Raw genomic sequence first — 16,152 nt, 5'->3', positions numbered from 1 at the left:
AGTTCTAAAGAAAACAGGAAGCAATCAATCACAGGTTTAGGCGCCTCCTGAGAAATATTTCAGGAACCGGATTTGCCTGCTTTTAGAATCAGAACTACTTTTAAACTAAAATTCAAAACATGCTGGAACCATTTTCCGATGAATATTTCATGAAGCAAGCGCTTAACGAGGCACAGAAAGCATTTGATATGGGAGAAATTCCTGTAGGAGCTGTGGTCGTTTGCCAAAATCGTATCGTTGCGCGGGCGCATAACCTCACCGAAACACTGAACGATGTAACCGCTCATGCGGAAATGCAGGCCATCACGGCTGCTGCCAACATGTTGGGGGGCAAATACCTGAACGACTGCACGCTTTACGTTACCCTGGAACCCTGTGTGATGTGTGCCGGAGCGCTGGGCTGGTCGCAAATTGGGCGGATTGTATATGGTGCAGAAGACGAAAAAAGAGGCTTCCAAAAGTTTGCGGCGAAAGCGTTACATCCCAAAACAACTTTGCTGGGAGGGATTATGGAGGCCGAATGCTCAACACTTGTCAAAGACTTCTTCTTGTCGAAACGATAAGCAAACGCTAAAAACACCTTTTTAAAAGTGATATCAGGTAAAAAACATTTTGCTATTTTGCCTGACAAACCAACTCTATTAACGACTAAATAAAAAAACCGATGAGTATACACAACCAGGCAAAAAAGGGAGACATCGCAAAAACCGTTCTTCTCCCGGGTGACCCGCTTCGCGCAAAATTCATTGCTGATAACTTTCTGGAAGATACGGTCTGCTACAACGAAGTCCGTGGCATGTTAGGCTACACCGGTTACTACAACGGACAGCAAGTGAGTGTGCAGGGAACCGGCATGGGAATGCCGTCCATGTCGATTTACGCTACTGAGCTAATTGAAGAATACCATTGCGAACAGCTCATCCGTATCGGCAGTTGCGGTTCTATTCAACCGGAAGTACAACTACGGGATGTTATCCTGGCGCAAGGTGCCTGCACCGATAATGGCATGAACCAGTTGCGATTCGGCGGACTACAGTTTGCTCCGCTAGCTGATTTTGACCTGCTTCACAGGGCATACACTATTGCCCGTGGGAAGGATGTTAACCTTCATGTAGGAAATGTTTTAAGTTCAGACTTCTTCTACAACGACGAGCACATTGGTGACCCATTTGCCGTATGGCAGAAATTCAATGTTCTGGCAGTAGAAATGGAAACGGCCGCTCTTTATACAATTGCTGCTAAATACAAGAAACGGGCGCTTTCTATTCTGACCGTTAGCGACCACATTCCGGAGGGAAAATCAACTACCTCAGAAGAACGGCAAACCACATTTACACAAATGATGGACATTGCCCTGAAACTAGCCTAAACACTTTGTAAACCGAACAAACAACTGCGAATGACGCGTTTTACAACATCACTATTGCTTCTCCTGCTTTTTGAATCTGACGGCTTTTGGACAAACGCCAAAAGACAAGGGTCTACAAACAATTACCATGAAGAGCGTTAAAAGCCCCGTTCAGTTTCTGGCCAGCGACCAACTCGAGGGAAGAATGGCCGGGACAAAACAAGGCCAAATAGCAGGTGAATATGTAGCATCGTTGTTCAGCTTCATCGGTTTGGAACCAGTGGGCGACTCGGTTTCGTTCAAACCCGATCGATATCAAAAACTTTTGGGAGCGGAAAAAAGAAAAACCACGTCTTTCTTTCAACCCTTTCAGGCAATTGAAGTAACGCCAGATACAATACAGAAACTGGCATTAGTCACAACATCAGATAAGTCTACCCTTAAAAAAGAATACGCGTACAAAGCTGATTTTCGAGTAACAATTCCCAATGGAAGCAGTCAGATCTCAGCTCCGGTAGTATTCGTTGGCTATGGGCTAACCGATGAGAAAAGTGGCTATGATGATTTCAACAAAATCGACGTCAAAAACAAAATCGTCGTCAGGTGGGCAGGCTTACCCGGTCAGGATTTTAAAGATAGTCCGGCAGCAAAAGCAATCAACGGACCAGAAGGCAGAGCGCTGGAGCGATTGAAAAATAAACAGGCAAAAGAGCATGGCGCACTAGCCGTACTGGAAGTTGCAAGTGATACACAAATCAGCCATTGGAACGCCAACCAATACTATTTCCACAATGCAATGTATGAAGGATTGAAGAAGCGTAAATCATTTTATGACAAAAGAGTTTACCTGCCTGACACAGGAAAGGGAAACATTCCGGTTATTTACATCTCGCCTTCTGTATTCTCAGACATCATGGGGCCTGATTTCCGGAATGTGCAAGCCCGAAAGAAAGCTTCCGAACTGAAAAATGTATCACAAACCATCAGCAGAAAGACAATTGAACTGGCAATAAACACCAGGAATCGAAGACTACAGCTGCGAAATGTGATGAGCAAAGTTGAAGGAAAGGAAAAGGATAAGTTCATTGTAATTGGTGCCCATTACGACCACTTGGGCATTCATGACGGTTACATTTGGAACGGTGCAGATGACAACGCATCGGGAGTTTCTGCAGTATTGAACATTGCCAAAGCCATGATTGCATCGGGAGTTCAACCCGAATACACCATTTTATTCGCCTGTTGGGATGGGGAAGAAAGAGGACTGCTGGGCTCTCATTACTTTATCAATCACTGGGCAAACAAGGGAAAAATAATGGCCTACCTCAACTTCGATATGATTGGCCGAAACGCCGGCCCGGACGCACCGAACAACCAGGTAACCATGATTTATTCGAAAGCCTTCCAACCGGCGGTTACTTTATCAAAGCAACACATCAGCGACTACAACCTGAATCTGGATGTTTCATACAACGGTTCGGAAAAGCCTGATAGTGGCAGCGATAATGTGTGGTTTGTCAAAGACGATGTGCCACTGTTCTGGTTTCACACTGGTGGTCAACCGGATTACCACCAACCGACTGATGTGCCGGAAATGATCAACTACACCAAGATGGCCAACATCATCCGGCTGAGCTATCTCGACATTTTTGAGTTGTCGACGAATCCTGAAAGCTGGAAATAGCAAAAAAAAACTTTTCCAGAAACATCAATCAGGTACTTCCTGAACTGTAAATCCAACTTGCTTCAAATCCTCGTAGAAAGCGGGATAAGATTTGGTCACCACCATGGGATCGGCAATCTTCAAGTTACCGAAAACCAAAGTAGCCGGAGCAAACGCCAACGCCATCCGATGGTCATGATAGGTTTCGATAGTAGCCTCACTCGCATCAACACTTTCATCCAACTTTCCATCCCAGGCAATTTCACCGAGCTGTAATTCGGTCAGTTTTGCTCCCAGCTTGGCGCATTCATTCTGCAATGCAGCAATCCGGTCAGTCTCTTTTATCTTTAGGGTATGCAAGCCCGTAAAGTGAAATGGTATCTGTTTTGCCACACACAAAACGGCAAAAGTCTGGGCCACGTCCGGATTTTCCACAAAGTTCAAGTCAAGGCGTTTCACATCCGGTTTTTCCTTTCGGGAAATTCGTACATCGTTGCCTTCCTGTTTTGACTGGATTCCGAAATATTGGTCAAACCATTTAGCTAACACAGCGTCGCCCTGCAAGCTTTGCAAGCGCAATCCTTTTAACAGGATATCGAAATCATCGGACATAGCGGCGATTTGATACCAGTAAGAAGCTCCGGACCAATCAGCTTCCACCGTGAATCGGATGGGCTTGTAATCCTGCTGCTCGATACGAATCTCACTCCCTTTCCAGGCATACCGCACACCAAATTTCTTCATCAGCTTTAACGTCAACTCGATGTATGGACGGGAAGTAATCTTGTTTTTCAACCTCAACGTCAAACCATTTTGGATAGACGGAGCAATCATCAGCAACGCTGAAATATATTGGCTACTCACACTTCCGTCGAGTTCCAGTACGCCCCCTTTCAGAGCGGTTCCGGTAATCTTCAGCGGTGGATAACCCTCTTCTCCCGCATACTCAATTACCGCACCTAACTCTCGCAAAGCATCAACCAATATGCTAATCGGCCGTTGTTTCATCCGCTCCGAACCGGTTAGCGTCCACTGCCCCATTATCTTCGAAAGAAAAGCCGTCAGGAAACGCATGGCCGTTCCGGCATGACCGATATCGAACTCGTTGGTCGAAGCGTTCAGCACCTTCTCCATCACGCGGGTATCGTCGCTATCCGACAAATTTCCGATAGTGTATGGCGAATAACTCAGCGCATTGATAATCAACACACGATTACTAATACTTTTTGAAGCAGGCAGTTTGATTTCTCCTTCCAACCTGCTGGTGGGTCTGGTTATCTGGTAAAGCATCTATACAATTCGTTAAAGGGAAAGATTCCGGTAAAAATCAAGCGATTCAATGATTAAGTCGCGACTGCAATCCTGGTCAATCGCCACTTTTCCAACTTTCGGCAACAGCGTAAAGTTAATTCGCTTGCCTTCGTTTTTCTTATCATGACTCATCAGGCTCAGCAACGCATCGTAATCCTCTGACGTGATATCAAATTTTCCGTAGATGGTCATCAGCCAATACGAAAGTTCCTTCAAATCGCGACTTGACAATCCGGCCATTTTGTGCGACAGATACAATTCCGCCATCATACCGTAAGCCACTGCATAGCCGTGTAATATCGGTTTCCCGGAAGTCATGGCATAACTCTCGAAAGCGTGACCAATGGTATGGCCAAAGTTCAATGCTTTTCGAATATTCTTTTCTGTCGGGTCCTTATCAACAAAATAATCTTTGATGGCTACCGAGCGGGCGATTAGTCCGGCTAACGCTTCGTAGTTGAGCAAATCGAGATCGTAGTTGCGGACCTCCTTCAGATGATCGGCTGAACGAATCAAGCCGTGTTTCACCATTTCAGCAAATCCGGATACAAAATTCCGGCGGTCAATGGTTTTCAAAAAGCGCGTATCGATAATGACATCTTTGGGTTGATTAATCACCCCGATTTCATTTTTGAACCCGTTAAAATTGAACCCGGTTTTTCCACCAACCGAAGCGTCTACCTGCGATAGCAGCGTAGTTGGGACATTCACGAAATCCATTCCGCGTTTATAGGTCGAAGCCGCAAAACTTCCCAGGTCGGTTAACATTCCACCGCCCACGTTAATTACCAGTGATTTCCGGTCGGCCCCGTTTTGGCTCAGAAACATCCAGATTTTCTCGACCGAAGACAGCTTCTTGTTTTCTTCGCCTGCCGGAACTTCTGTTTTCTTCACCTTCTCCCATCCAATGACGTCCTGTAAAACAGGAAGACAAAATTGAGTGGTATTCGATTCGCTCACCAGAAAAACCTTATCTTCGGGATAACGGGAAATCAATTGAGATAGAGCAGCTACAACATCATCAGTCACGGTAACTGCTGCATGGTATGATGGTAGATTGTTCATTTTTCGGTTGTTTACCGGACAAAGTTAAAACTATTTGCTATTTTGAATTTCGAATTGCAAACTTCTACATTAAAATACACACAAAGATGATATACAGTAACCGGAAATATGCCGACAAGCTGAGAAAGAGAATTCTGCTTGGAGGAGTGCTCGTTCTGGTAAGTTTAACGGTTTTACTTCTGCTACAACTTTTTACCTGGCTGGCTATTGGCGCCGCCGTTTTTGTTGTCGCTTTTCTTTTCATCGCCGCACTGAATCTCCAGTACATTCGTATTTTCGATGAAAAAGAGAAGATCATTATAAGGTATTTCTCCGTCTTCACTATCAACCGCTTGTTTCAATCCATCGAATTCCCGGCTGTTAACCTCATGAAAGCGGAAGCTGAAAAACATTTAGGCGGAATAAAGACCGACCTGGTATTGACGGTTCGGACCCGACAAGGAGTGGCCGTTTATCCGCCGGTTAGTCTTTCCGGCATTAGAAGAAAGGAGCGAAAACAAATTATTGAAGAGCTCAATAAGTTAATTCCACGAAAAAAAGAGGGAGCATAAAAAAAAGCGACCCATTTAGATCGCTTCTATCTGTTGACATGTATTTTACTTGATCAAACTTTCTTCAGGATATACAAACCTCCTGTTCCGGCTGCCAGAATAATGTAATCATTTGTTCCTGCAACATAGTTCACCGAACCTTCGGGATTGTAACTTCCTAAGATTTCCAAATCAGTTCCCTGCGCGGGAATACTGGCAACAACCAAACCGTCCGCTCCGTTGGCAATCATGATATCACCATTGAAAAGCGTTACTGCATTCACATTTCCAACATTCTGATCGGTCAGCAAATACTGGTACACCGGAGTCGGATCTGTTTGTCCGGCCGTCAAATCAAAAGCCTTCAAACCAACAGCTCCCAACGAAACAAATACCAGGTTACCATCCACGGTAATCGTAGATTTCCCTTGATAATCGGGAGTTGTGTGATTATCGGAAGTACCCGGGTTATTCGAATTACCAGGATAGTAATAGTTACCAATATTCATCACGTCGTCCGATGAAAGATCGGGTGCTAACACGTGCAGTTTAGCATCGGCAACACCTTCAAAACCTACCACTTTATCAACGCTGGAAGCATAAGCCGCATACTTTGCGTAAGAAAAGCGAACCCTTGCTGCTGTTGAAAAATCACTCAGCGCAATCTTTGTAATTCCGGTGTTCAAAGTAATCGTTTCACCTTTACTGTTCGTGATGGTTTTTTCCTCACCGCCGGCGGCAAAATAGAGATAGTCACCATGTCGGAAAACCGCATTGGAAGACGGAGCATCCAACACCTTATCGCGTTGAATAATCTTGTTTTTATTTTTCCCGGTAGGATAATAAATATCTCCATTAGCTTCCAGGTAAATTTCCCGAAGAACCGCACCATCTTTATGATCATCGCAGGCCAGCCAACAACGGGTTACTGTGCCCGCATCCGGATCGGAATAGGTTTGATCATCGACATTCAAGGCGTTAAACTCCACGTTTCCATACGTCAACTGAGATGAGATGTGGGGATGTTTGGGATCGGACATATCGATTACCTCGAATGCTCCTTTCACAATATCATCCTGCCGGTGATAGGTTACATAAGCCTTATCACCAACCACCTGAACGAAAGAAGCACTCAACTTATCCGATTTCCCCTGATCAGCCAGAGGCGGGTCGACATGAGCCACCAACTTCAATGTATAACTATTCGAAGGGACCACAGAAGCCGACTTCAGCGAAGATGAAGCTACGTTGACCACTTCATCCATCGTCGTTACCCTTGAAGTAAAAGCCGCGTCATCGTTAACAACGGTTATGTCTTCATCGGTGTTACTGTCAAACGGCGATTTGCCGTCGTCCTTGGAACATGATGCCAACACCAAGGCAAAAAGAGCAATAATAATTCCAAGGAGCCAAAGACTTTTAAGACTAGGTCTACTCATATGGGGTCATTTTTGGTTATTAATTAGATCATTCCTAAGAAGAATAACGAAATTCTCCCTGGTTTTGGTATATGGGAAAGCAATATTTTTCTAAAAATCAATAAAATAACTAACCTTTGAAGTCGATTTTCTTGTGGGTGCCATCACAGAACGGTTTATTGGATGAACCTCCGCAACGACAAAGAAATATTGTTTTGGTTTCTGTGGCCTTATTACCATACTGACCTTCCATCGTAACAGGTCCTTCGATCATGATCGGTCCGTCTTCCGTGAAAGTAACTTTGGTGGTTTTGATTTCTGATACCATAAATAGTCGTTTTTTATAAAAGATTCGTACTTCATTTACTTATCAATCAAACAGCACAGGCATATCAAAAGTTTGATAAAAAAACGTAAGCTTTACCCTGTCATCGAATCCGTTTGTACGACTCTTTTTTCAGCACAACTGCGGTACGTGCAGGCAAATACAACCTCAGATAATGGTTGGAACTCAACTTAGAAACCGGCAGCGTGTAATAAATGATATCCTGGTCAATACGGTTTTGTCCGCCATACGGATGGGCATCTGTGCTAAGGATTACCCTGAATTTCGACGGGTCCATCTGTATTCCGTATCCTTCAAATGATTTGTCGGGATTGAAATTGAAGACAAACAGTAAATCACCGCGCTGAAAGGCCAGTATTTGATCGGCCTTATTGTCGGTAATCCAACGTACTTCCGGATTCTCGAGCAGCCTTTCTTCCCTGAGAATGTGAATCATATCCCGATCGAAATCGAGCAACCAGTGGTACCGTAATTCAGGGTCTTCGGCAATACTCCATATTCTCCTGGCATGTTGGTACGACCAACCATTCCCTTCCCGCGGAAAGTCGATCCATTCGGGGTGCCCAAATTCATTTCCCATGAAATTAAGATAGGCACCACCGGCACACGAAGCTGTTGCCAACCGGAGCATCTTATGAAGCGCAATTCCGCGTTCCACAGTCAGGTTGGGTTGATCTTTTCGCATGCTGAAATACATCTCCTTATCAATCAACCGGAAGACGATAGTTTTATCACCTACCAATGCCTGATCGTGACTTTCGGCATAACTGACCACTTTTTCGTCCTGACGGTGCGCTGTTAGCTCGTAAAAAATCCGGCCAACATCCCACTCTTCATCTTTCAGCTCTTTGATAATTTTAATCCAGTAATCAGGAACGCCCATCGCCATACGAAAATCGAAACCGAGTCCGCCGTCTTCCTGCGGAGAAGCCAATCCCGGCATACCACTCACTTCTTCGGCGATGGAAATAGCATTCGGCTTGATTTGGTGAATGAGTTTATTTGCCAACTTGAAATAAACAATCGCTTCGTAATCGAGATTCGGCGTAAAATAATCGGTATAAGAAGAAAATGCCTTGCCCAGACCGTGATCAAAATAGAGCATACTGGTCACACCGTCGAACCGGAAACCATCGAACCGGAACTCATCCAGCCAATATTTGATATTGGAGAATAAAAAATGGAGCACTTCGGGCTTACCATAGTTGAAGCAGTACGAATCCCAGGCAGGATGTTCGCCTCTTCCACCTTCATGAAAAAACTGGTATCGCGTGCCGTCGTAACGACCTAAGCCTTCCACCTCGTTCTTTACCGCGTGGGAATGTACCAGGTCCATGATAACCGCCATTCCCATTCCATGCGCTTCATCGATTAAGGCTTTCAGCTCGTCGGGAGTACCAAACCTCGAAGACGGTGCAAAGAAACTCGACACATGGTATCCAAAGCTTCCATAGTAAGGATGCTCAGGAACCGCCATCAACTGAATCGTGTTGTAACCCGCCTTTTTTATGCGAGGAAGCATATTCTTACGAAACTCGTCATACGTGTGAATCCGCGGCTCTTCACCTGCCATTCCCACGTGCGATTCGTAAATTAGCGGAGCTTCGGTTAAACCGGAAAAATCATTCTTCCATTCGTAAGGATTTTCGGGCATCCAGACTTTCGCATTAAAAATCAACGAATCCGGATCTTGAACCGCCCAACGGGTCCAGGCAGGAATTCGCTTCCCCTGTCCTCCTTCCCAGTAAACCGAAAGCGCAAACAGGTCGCCATGTTTCAATGCGTCCTGCGTCAATCTTAGCTTCCAGTTCCCTTCTCCACTGGATTGCAGTTCGAATTCCGGCAGTTCCTTCCAATCGTTAAATGTTCCGATTAGAAAGATGCGGGTCGCATTGGGTGCCCACTCGCGTAACACCCATCCCTCCTCATCACGGAATAACCCGAAGTAGTGATGACCCTCGGCAAAATCGACCAAAGATCTACCTCCGGTTAACTCTCTTTCTTTTTGCTCTGAAAGTTCTTTCCACTCGATAAACGTCCCCTCGAAAGGTTCGAGCCAGGGGTCGTTTTGTACAATCGGGATTCTGTCCATGATGATGATTTTTAACTATTCTCTGTAAGGAACTACGAACTATAAGTATTTTTCGATTCCTTCAGCCAGTACTTTTTCTAAATCTTCCGGGGTATCGATACCAAAACTGTCGTAATTGGTTTCCTGTGTGCGGATACGATAACTATGCTCAAGCCAGCGAAGTTGCTCCAACGATTCCATCTTCTCCAAGCGTCCTTCCCGCAAACCGGTTAATTCATGTAAAACTTCGGTACGATACGCATACAAACCAATGTGACCGAAGAATGTGTGATGATTAATCCATTTTTCCTGCTCGATATTTCGGGCAAAAGGAATTGGCGAACGACTGAAATATATGGCATCGCCGTTTTCGGCCAGAACTACTTTGGGGATATTCGGATTGAAAATATCTTCGCTTTTGGTAATCGGCTGCACCAACGTGCCAATCTGTGTCTCCTCTTCGTCAAACAAAGCAGCGACTTTATTTAACTGGCTGGGTTTAATAAATGGCTCATCGCCCTGAATATTTACGACCACATCAAAGCTTTTGCCTGTCGATTCACTCACATTCTTCACCGCTTCCGAGCACCTGTCTGTTCCGCTGCGATGCTCTTCTGACGTCATCACCGCTTTTCCTCCAAACGCCTCCACTGCGTCAAATATGCGCTGGTCGTCGGTTGCGACCCACACATCATCGAAAACGCTGGCAGCGGTTTCATATACGCGTTGTATCATTGATTTTCCTGCAATGTCAGCCAGCGGTTTCCCCGGGAATCTGCTGGAAGCATAACGGGACGGAATAATTCCGATTATCTTCTTCTGATTCGAATTGTCCATTTACGACTTTAAGCTAAATATTGTTATTAAATCGAAGTTAAAGATAAAAATAAGCACGTGTGTTTTTTCGTGAGTTAAGGTAAAGTAAATTTCCTCTGTTCAGATAGAACAAGTAACCTTGGCTATCGTTCCGATATTTTGGGGATTAATTATAAATTTGTAATCCAATATTAAAACGGGAAGATGGATATTCAGGAAATAAAACAACGTTTCGGAATTATTGGTAATGCCCCGGGGTTAAACCGGGCCATTGAAGTAGCTGTGCAGGTTGCTCCCACCGACCTATCGGTTCTGATATCCGGGGAGAGTGGTGCCGGTAAAGAGGCGTTCCCGCAGATTATTCATAACTATTCGCATCGAAAACACGGAAAATATATTGCTGTCAATTGTGGTGCCATACCCGAAGGCACCATCGATTCGGAGCTTTTTGGTCACGAAAAAGGCGCCTTTACAGGAGCTTTGTCCGACCGAAAGGGATATTTTGAAGTAGCCGACGGCGGAACCATCTTTTTAGACGAGATTGGCGAGTTGCCACTTTCAACGCAGGTCCGCTTGCTCAGGGTACTCGAAGCCGGTGAATTCATTCGGGTAGGTTCGTCGAAGGTGATCAAAACCGATGTCCGCGTGGTAGCAGCAACAAACGTCGATCTGCCGACAGCTATTCGGGAAGGAAAGTTCAGGGAAGATTTGTACTACCGGCTGAATACGGTCCCGATTCACGTACTTTCGTTGCGCGACCGTGGTGAAGATGCCCTGTTGCTGTTCCGCAAATTTGCCCTCGACTTTGCCGAACGTTACCACATGCCGCCCGTCAGGTTGTCGGAAGATGCACAACGTGTATTGCTGAGTTACCGGTGGCCCGGAAACGTGCGCCAACTGAAAAATATCACCGAACAAATTTCGATCATCGAGCAGGAGCGCCAGATTGACGCCAATACCCTGAGGAATTATATTCCCGATGATAGCGGAGGTTCGCTGCCTGCGATCTATTCATCGGTCGATGAAAAAACATTTCACTCGGAAAGAGAGATTCTGTATAAAATTCTCTTCGAGATGAAAAGGGACGTGACCGATTTGAAGAAACTGGTCCACGACTTGCTGGAAGATGGGCATACGCCTCACGTACACGAGGACAATGCGCAAATCATCCGGAAACTCTATCAGAGTTCTGACGGAGAGTTCCAGCCGGAACCCAGTAACTATGGTTCCCCGGTTCCGTCTGCTCCGCCAAGTAATGATCATCATCAGATTGAGGACACGGAAGAATTTGTAGAAGAATCATTATCATTGGAAGAGAAAGAAATTGAACTAATACAGAAAGCACTGGAAAAACATAACGGGAAAAGGAAACTGGCCGCTGCCGAATTGGGCATATCGGAACGAACCCTCTACCGGAAAATAAAAGAATACAACATCAGCTAATGACGATTATGCCAAAGCATTCAGGAAAATTCCTGTTAACAACGCTGCTTGTTTCCATTTTAGTGGTAACAGGATGCACCATAAGTTATACATTCACCGGAGCATCGATTGCACCGAACGTGAAAACGGTTTTTGTTGATTATTTTCCAAACCGGGCGAGAGTAGTCAATCCAACGTTGAGTAATACCTTTACAGAAGGTCTGAAGGATAAATTCGTCAACCAAACCAGTCTGACACTGAACAATAGTCAGGGCGACCTGGAATTCAGTGGTGAAATTACCGGCTACGATATCCGGCCGCTATCAATTCAGCAAAGTAACGATGGCCGCGATGTTGCATCCCAAAACCGGTTAACAGTGACGGTAAAAGTGAAGTTCGTGAACAACAAGGATCACGAACAGGATTTCAATTCAACCTTCTCGGCCTATTATGATTGGGATAGTACGAGAAACCTGAGCGACGTGGAAGATGCAGCTGTACAAGACATCACCGAACAGTTGGTAGATGATATTTTCAACCGCTCGGTAGCGAACTGGTAAAAACGAGTAGTTATGTCGATGAACAGAGAGCAAATGATGCGATACCTGGACGACCCGACTCAGTTAAATGAGAAGTCGCTGGGCGAACTCAAGGAAATCCTGGATGAATTCCCGTTTTTCCAGACGGCTCATATGCTCTATGCCCGCAACCTACTCAACGAAAAAAGCTTTCGGTTTACGAACCAGTTAAAAGTAGCGGCCGCCAACGTCACCGACCGGTCGATGCTCTATTTCCTGTTGCATCCCAAAGCCCGCCATGAAGCCGAGGTCTATGAACCGAAGCAGGAAACGGCCGAGATAGAAATGCCGCCGCAATCAATTGCCACGTCTCCTGAAGAAGAAAAAACCGGGACGGCAACGGAAGAGGATGAAGGCTTCTTCGAACTGGCAGAGGATGTAACACATGCACATCCGGAAAAAGAATCTCCGGTAGACGATCATTCAAATACGACAGATGACGAAGAGAGTGTTGCACAAAAACCGCCGCAAAAGTCATTCGATCTGCTTGACTTTGACGTTATGGAACCATCTTTTTATCAGCTCGATGAAGATGTAACCAGCATCAAAGGATTGTCAGATCTGAGTAAATCGATTAATCGTAACGCGAAGAAGGACGACAAGACGGAGGAAGAGACGTCGCAGAAAGAAGAATCGAAAGATAACCTGATTGACAAATTTCTGGAAACTCAACCTACTATCTCGCCGGCAAAGAAAGGAGATGGTCAGCAGGAAGATATCTCGGAGCGAAGCGCGGAAGAAACGGATGAGTTTATGACTGAGACCCTTGCACACATCTACGTAAAGCAAGGATACTACGAAAAAGCCATCAAAGCTTTTCAAAAATTAAGTTTGAAATATCCCGAAAAAAGTGTTTACTTTGCTCGGCAAATTGAAGATGTCAGGAAACTGCTAAATAGATAACCCGATATGTATACACTGATAACCGTTTTAATTTTCATAATCTGTATCCTCATGATTTTGATCGTATTGGTACAGAACTCGAAAGGTGGAGGTCTTACTTCAACTTTCTCAGGCTCAAATCAAGTAATGGGTGTTCGTAAAACCACCGACTTCCTCGAGAAAGCGACCTGGTACCTGGCTGGTGCACTCCTCATTCTGTCTGTTTCGGCTTCGGCTTTTATTCCGCGTCAGGGACAACAACAGCGTTCGGCTATTGAAAAGCAGATTGAAAATGCAGCAGACCCGACTGAATTGCCTACTTTCCCGCAGGCAGCACCTCAACAAGGGGATTCAGACAATACAACGCAACAAAGCAACGGTCAATAATATTACCCTGATAGAATTAGAGAAAGCTCACCAAATGGTGGGCTTTTTTTATGCCTGACATTTCCAAAAGCAATCAAATGTCAGCTTGTCAGCCCCAACTGACAACAAGATAAAATCACATCTGCTTGATTTTGTTTTCATTACACAAACAACTTCCTCCATTCTTCCACACCCAAATGATTTTTTGTCCTGAATGCAGCCTGTAACAGGGCTATACCTGCTTTGGCACGTAATATGATGAATAGCGGGTGTCAATGAATAACTTTTGTCTAACGAAAAATACAATACAAGATGACAGAACTGAAAGGTAGAATACTTGCCGGCAAGATTCTGGTACAGCCACAAGAGGCTGTAGAGAAGACCGCCGGAGGGATTATCATCCCCGACTCAGCCAAAGAAAAACCACAATTGGGAACGGTTGTGAAAGTGGGAGCGGATAAAAAAGACGAACCTATGGAGGTCAAAGTTGGGGACACTGTATTCTATGGTAAATATTCAGGCACTGAGCTTCAGATCGACGATGAAAACTACCTGTTGATTTCTCAGTCAGATGTTCTTTACATCGCATAGTGAAAAGACCGATTGTACAAAAATTAAAATGAAAAAATAACATGGCTAAAGAGATCAAATTTGAAATCGAAGCACGCGAGTCGCTGAAACAAGGCGTCGATAAACTTGCCGATGCTGTGAAGGTAACGCTGGGTCCTAAAGGACGTAACGTTATTATTGACAAGAAATTTGGTGCACCTCAGGTAACCAAGGACGGTGTAACCGTTGCCAAAGAAATTGAACTGTCGGAACCGGACGCTAACATGGGCGCACAGCTCGTTAAGGAAGTTGCATCCAAAACCGGTGACGATGCAGGTGACGGTACCACTACCGCAACTGTACTGGCACAGTCAATCATCAACGTTGGACTGAAAAACGTAACTGCCGGTGCTAATCCGATGGATTTGAAACGCGGTATCGACAAAGCAGTTGCCAAAGTAGTTGAAAGCATCAAAGACCAGTCGAAAACGGTTGGTGACGACTACAGCAAAATCGAGCAGGTTGCCCGTATTTCGGCCAACAACGATTTCGAAATCGGTAAACTGATTGCCGAGGCAATGGAGAAAGTTCACAAAGAAGGCGTTATCACGGTAGAAGAAGCCAAAGGTACCGAAACTTACGTTGAAGTAGTGGAAGGTATGCAGTTCGATCGTGGTTACATCTCTCCTTACTTTGTAACCGACACCGAGAAAATGTCAGCTGAACTGGAGAATCCTTTCATCCTGATTCACGACAAGAAGATCTCAACCATGAAAGACCTGGTTCCGATCCTGGAAGCTACTCACCAGTCTGGTCGTCCGCTGATGATCATCTCTGAAGATATCGATGGCGAAGCGCTGGCTACCCTGGTAGTGAACCGTCTGCGTGCCGGATTGAAAGTATGTGCTGTTAAAGCGCCCGGATTCGGCGACCGCCGTAAAGAAATGCTGGAAGATATTGCAGTCCTGACTGGTGGAACCGTGATTACCGAAGAAAAAGGTATGAAACTGGAAGACACATCTCTCGAGATGTTGGGAACGGCTGAAAAGATCACCGTTGACAAAGAGAACACCACTATCGTGAATGGTTCAGGCGAGGCTTCAAACATTGCAGCCCGCGTAGCTCAAATCAAGAACCAAATCGAGTCGACTACTTCCGATTACGACCGCGAAAAACTGCAGGAGCGTCTGGCTAAATTGTCAGGTGGTGTTGCTGTACTGTACGTAGGTGCTCCTTCGGAAGTGGAAATGAAAGAGAAGAAAGACCGCGTTGACGATGCACTGAGTGCCACCCGCGCCGCTGTTGAAGAAGGTATCGTACCCGGTGGTGGTGTTGCATACATCCGTGCCATCAACGTATTGGAAAACCTCGAAGGTGATAACGATGACGAAACAACTGGTATCGAAATCGTGAAGCGCGCCATCGAAGAGCCAATGCGGCAGATTGTAGCCAACGCGGGACTGGAAGGCGCCGTAATCGTTCATAAAGTAATGGAAGGCAAAGGCGACTTTGGTTACAACGCCCGCATAGGCGAATACCAAAACCTGTTCGAATCAGGAGTTATCGACCCGGCCAAAGTAACCCGTGTTGCTCTTGAGAATGCTGCATCCATCGCAGGTATGTTCCTCACCACCGAGTGTGTTCTCGTTGAAGAGAAAGAGGACAATCCTCCAATGCCGGCAGGCGGAGGAATGGGCGGAGGTATGCCCGGAATGATGTAATCGATACATCAAACAATATATAACAACCTTTTATTGGTTTTGAACAAGCCGTCCGGAGATTCCGGG

The 16,152-nt window shown here is 45.4% G+C and carries 16 protein-coding genes; 10 read left to right on the top strand and 6 right to left on the bottom strand.

Annotation, left to right across the window (positions count from 1 at the left end; all coding sequences use genetic code 11):
• The first annotated feature begins 119 nt into the window (after positions 1 to 119).
• The 3 genes from AC060N_RS01605 (at position 120) to AC060N_RS01595 (ending at position 3,032) form a co-directional block, all read left to right on the top strand.
• Positions 120 to 563 carry a nucleoside deaminase gene (locus AC060N_RS01605; RefSeq protein WP_463230869.1) on the top strand — a complete coding sequence of 148 codons (444 nt, stop codon included), beginning with the start codon at positions 120 to 122 and terminating at the stop codon, positions 561 to 563.
• Positions 564 to 664: 101 nt separating this feature from the next.
• On the top strand, positions 665 to 1,369 hold the full coding sequence (gene deoD / locus AC060N_RS01600) for a purine-nucleoside phosphorylase (protein WP_479525608.1): 705 nt from the start codon (positions 665 to 667) through the stop codon (positions 1,367 to 1,369).
• Between the two features lie 127 nt (positions 1,370 to 1,496).
• On the top strand, positions 1,497 to 3,032 hold the full coding sequence (locus AC060N_RS01595; RefSeq protein WP_479525607.1) for a M28 family peptidase: 1,536 nt from the start codon (positions 1,497 to 1,499) through the stop codon (positions 3,030 to 3,032).
• A 24-nt stretch (positions 3,033 to 3,056) separates the two neighbouring features.
• On the opposite strand, the gene AC060N_RS01590 is transcribed toward AC060N_RS01595, so the two are convergent.
• Together AC060N_RS01590 and aroB are read right to left on the bottom strand one after the other, a co-directional pair.
• The gene (locus tag AC060N_RS01590) at positions 3,057 to 4,301 is read right to left on the bottom strand and encodes a 3-phosphoshikimate 1-carboxyvinyltransferase (protein WP_479525606.1); all 1,245 of its coding nucleotides are present in this window, start codon (positions 4,299 to 4,301) and stop codon (positions 3,057 to 3,059) included.
• A 12-nt stretch (positions 4,302 to 4,313) separates the two neighbouring features.
• The gene (gene aroB / locus AC060N_RS01585) at positions 4,314 to 5,387 is read right to left on the bottom strand and encodes a 3-dehydroquinate synthase (protein WP_106541291.1); all 1,074 of its coding nucleotides are present in this window, start codon (positions 5,385 to 5,387) and stop codon (positions 4,314 to 4,316) included.
• 86 nt (positions 5,388 to 5,473) lie between these two features.
• On the opposite strand from aroB, the gene AC060N_RS01580 reads away from it, so the two are divergent.
• Complete coding sequence (locus AC060N_RS01580; RefSeq protein WP_479525605.1) at positions 5,474 to 5,938, top strand: hypothetical protein; 465 nt, start codon at positions 5,474 to 5,476, stop codon at positions 5,936 to 5,938.
• Between the two features lie 53 nt (positions 5,939 to 5,991).
• Here AC060N_RS01580 and AC060N_RS01575 read toward each other — a convergent pair whose 3' ends face one another.
• The 4 genes from AC060N_RS01575 to kdsB form a co-directional block, all read right to left on the bottom strand.
• Complete coding sequence (locus AC060N_RS01575; protein WP_479525604.1) at positions 5,992 to 7,356, bottom strand: LVIVD repeat-containing protein; 1,365 nt, start codon at positions 7,354 to 7,356, stop codon at positions 5,992 to 5,994.
• 109 nt (positions 7,357 to 7,465) lie between these two features.
• Positions 7,466 to 7,663, bottom strand: a complete 198-nt coding sequence (locus AC060N_RS01570; RefSeq protein WP_463230862.1) for a CDGSH iron-sulfur domain-containing protein — start codon at positions 7,661 to 7,663, stop codon at positions 7,466 to 7,468.
• A 100-nt stretch (positions 7,664 to 7,763) separates the two neighbouring features.
• Positions 7,764 to 9,773: an alpha amylase C-terminal domain-containing protein gene (locus AC060N_RS01565; protein WP_479525603.1), complete on the bottom strand. Its 2,010-nt coding sequence runs from the start codon at positions 9,771 to 9,773 to the stop codon at positions 7,764 to 7,766.
• Between the two features lie 39 nt (positions 9,774 to 9,812).
• Positions 9,813 to 10,589, bottom strand: a complete 777-nt coding sequence (kdsB, locus tag AC060N_RS01560; RefSeq protein WP_463230860.1) for a 3-deoxy-manno-octulosonate cytidylyltransferase — start codon at positions 10,587 to 10,589, stop codon at positions 9,813 to 9,815.
• Between the two features lie 183 nt (positions 10,590 to 10,772).
• On the opposite strand from kdsB, the gene AC060N_RS01555 reads away from it, so the two are divergent.
• The 6 genes from AC060N_RS01555 (at position 10,773) to groL (ending at position 16,086) form a co-directional block, all read left to right on the top strand.
• Positions 10,773 to 12,011 (top strand): sigma-54 interaction domain-containing protein, encoded by a 1,239-nt coding sequence (locus tag AC060N_RS01555; RefSeq protein ID WP_479525602.1) that lies wholly within the window; start codon positions 10,773 to 10,775, stop codon positions 12,009 to 12,011.
• Between the two features lie 8 nt (positions 12,012 to 12,019).
• Positions 12,020 to 12,550, top strand: a complete 531-nt coding sequence (locus AC060N_RS01550) for an LptE family protein (protein ID WP_170108876.1) — start codon at positions 12,020 to 12,022, stop codon at positions 12,548 to 12,550.
• A gap of 12 nt (positions 12,551 to 12,562) precedes the next feature.
• Positions 12,563 to 13,471 (top strand): hypothetical protein, encoded by a 909-nt coding sequence (locus AC060N_RS01545; protein ID WP_479525601.1) that lies wholly within the window; start codon positions 12,563 to 12,565, stop codon positions 13,469 to 13,471.
• Between the two features lie 51 nt (positions 13,472 to 13,522).
• A complete protein-coding gene (gene secG / locus AC060N_RS01540; protein ID WP_246187198.1) occupies positions 13,523 to 13,837 on the top strand; it encodes a preprotein translocase subunit SecG in 315 nt (104 codons plus the stop codon).
• A gap of 291 nt (positions 13,838 to 14,128) precedes the next feature.
• The gene (locus tag AC060N_RS01535; RefSeq protein ID WP_106541281.1) at positions 14,129 to 14,407 is read left to right on the top strand and encodes a co-chaperone GroES; all 279 of its coding nucleotides are present in this window, start codon (positions 14,129 to 14,131) and stop codon (positions 14,405 to 14,407) included.
• A gap of 41 nt (positions 14,408 to 14,448) precedes the next feature.
• On the top strand, positions 14,449 to 16,086 hold the full coding sequence (gene groL, locus AC060N_RS01530) for a chaperonin GroEL (protein ID WP_479525600.1): 1,638 nt from the start codon (positions 14,449 to 14,451) through the stop codon (positions 16,084 to 16,086).
• Positions 16,087 to 16,152: the final 66 nt, after the last annotated feature.

It is taken from the genome of Prolixibacter sp. DSM 2831 (assembly GCF_056493735.1).
Note: the sequence above shows the minus strand (reverse complement) of the source record. Positions and strands in the feature narration are given on the sequence as shown.

Bases quoted from the DNA above. Each gene is read 5' to 3' on its own strand.
- deoD (WP_479525608.1), top strand. From the start codon at position 665: ATGAGTATACACAACCAGGCAAAAAAGGGAGACATCGCAAAAACCGTT.
- AC060N_RS01555 (WP_479525602.1), top strand. From the start codon at position 10,773: ATGGATATTCAGGAAATAAAACAACGTTTCGGAATTATTGGTAATGCC.
- groL (WP_479525600.1), top strand. From the start codon at position 14,449: ATGGCTAAAGAGATCAAATTTGAAATCGAAGCACGCGAGTCGCTGAAA.
- AC060N_RS01595 (WP_479525607.1), top strand. From the start codon at position 1,497: ATGAAGAGCGTTAAAAGCCCCGTTCAGTTTCTGGCCAGCGACCAACTC.
- AC060N_RS01580 (WP_479525605.1), top strand. From the start codon at position 5,474: ATGATATACAGTAACCGGAAATATGCCGACAAGCTGAGAAAGAGAATT.
- AC060N_RS01550 (WP_170108876.1), top strand. From the start codon at position 12,020: ATGCCAAAGCATTCAGGAAAATTCCTGTTAACAACGCTGCTTGTTTCC.
- AC060N_RS01605 (WP_463230869.1), top strand. From the start codon at position 120: ATGCTGGAACCATTTTCCGATGAATATTTCATGAAGCAAGCGCTTAAC.
- kdsB (WP_463230860.1), bottom strand. From the start codon at position 10,589: ATGGACAATTCGAATCAGAAGAAGATAATCGGAATTATTCCGTCCCGT.
- AC060N_RS01570 (WP_463230862.1), bottom strand. From the start codon at position 7,663: ATGGTATCAGAAATCAAAACCACCAAAGTTACTTTCACGGAAGACGGA.
- AC060N_RS01535 (WP_106541281.1), top strand. From the start codon at position 14,129: ATGACAGAACTGAAAGGTAGAATACTTGCCGGCAAGATTCTGGTACAG.
- AC060N_RS01545 (WP_479525601.1), top strand. From the start codon at position 12,563: ATGTCGATGAACAGAGAGCAAATGATGCGATACCTGGACGACCCGACT.
- AC060N_RS01575 (WP_479525604.1), bottom strand. From the start codon at position 7,356: ATGAGTAGACCTAGTCTTAAAAGTCTTTGGCTCCTTGGAATTATTATT.
- AC060N_RS01590 (WP_479525606.1), bottom strand. From the start codon at position 4,301: ATGCTTTACCAGATAACCAGACCCACCAGCAGGTTGGAAGGAGAAATC.
- secG (WP_246187198.1), top strand. From the start codon at position 13,523: ATGATTTTGATCGTATTGGTACAGAACTCGAAAGGTGGAGGTCTTACT.
- AC060N_RS01565 (WP_479525603.1), bottom strand. From the start codon at position 9,773: ATGGACAGAATCCCGATTGTACAAAACGACCCCTGGCTCGAACCTTTC.
- aroB (WP_106541291.1), bottom strand. From the start codon at position 5,387: ATGAACAATCTACCATCATACCATGCAGCAGTTACCGTGACTGATGAT.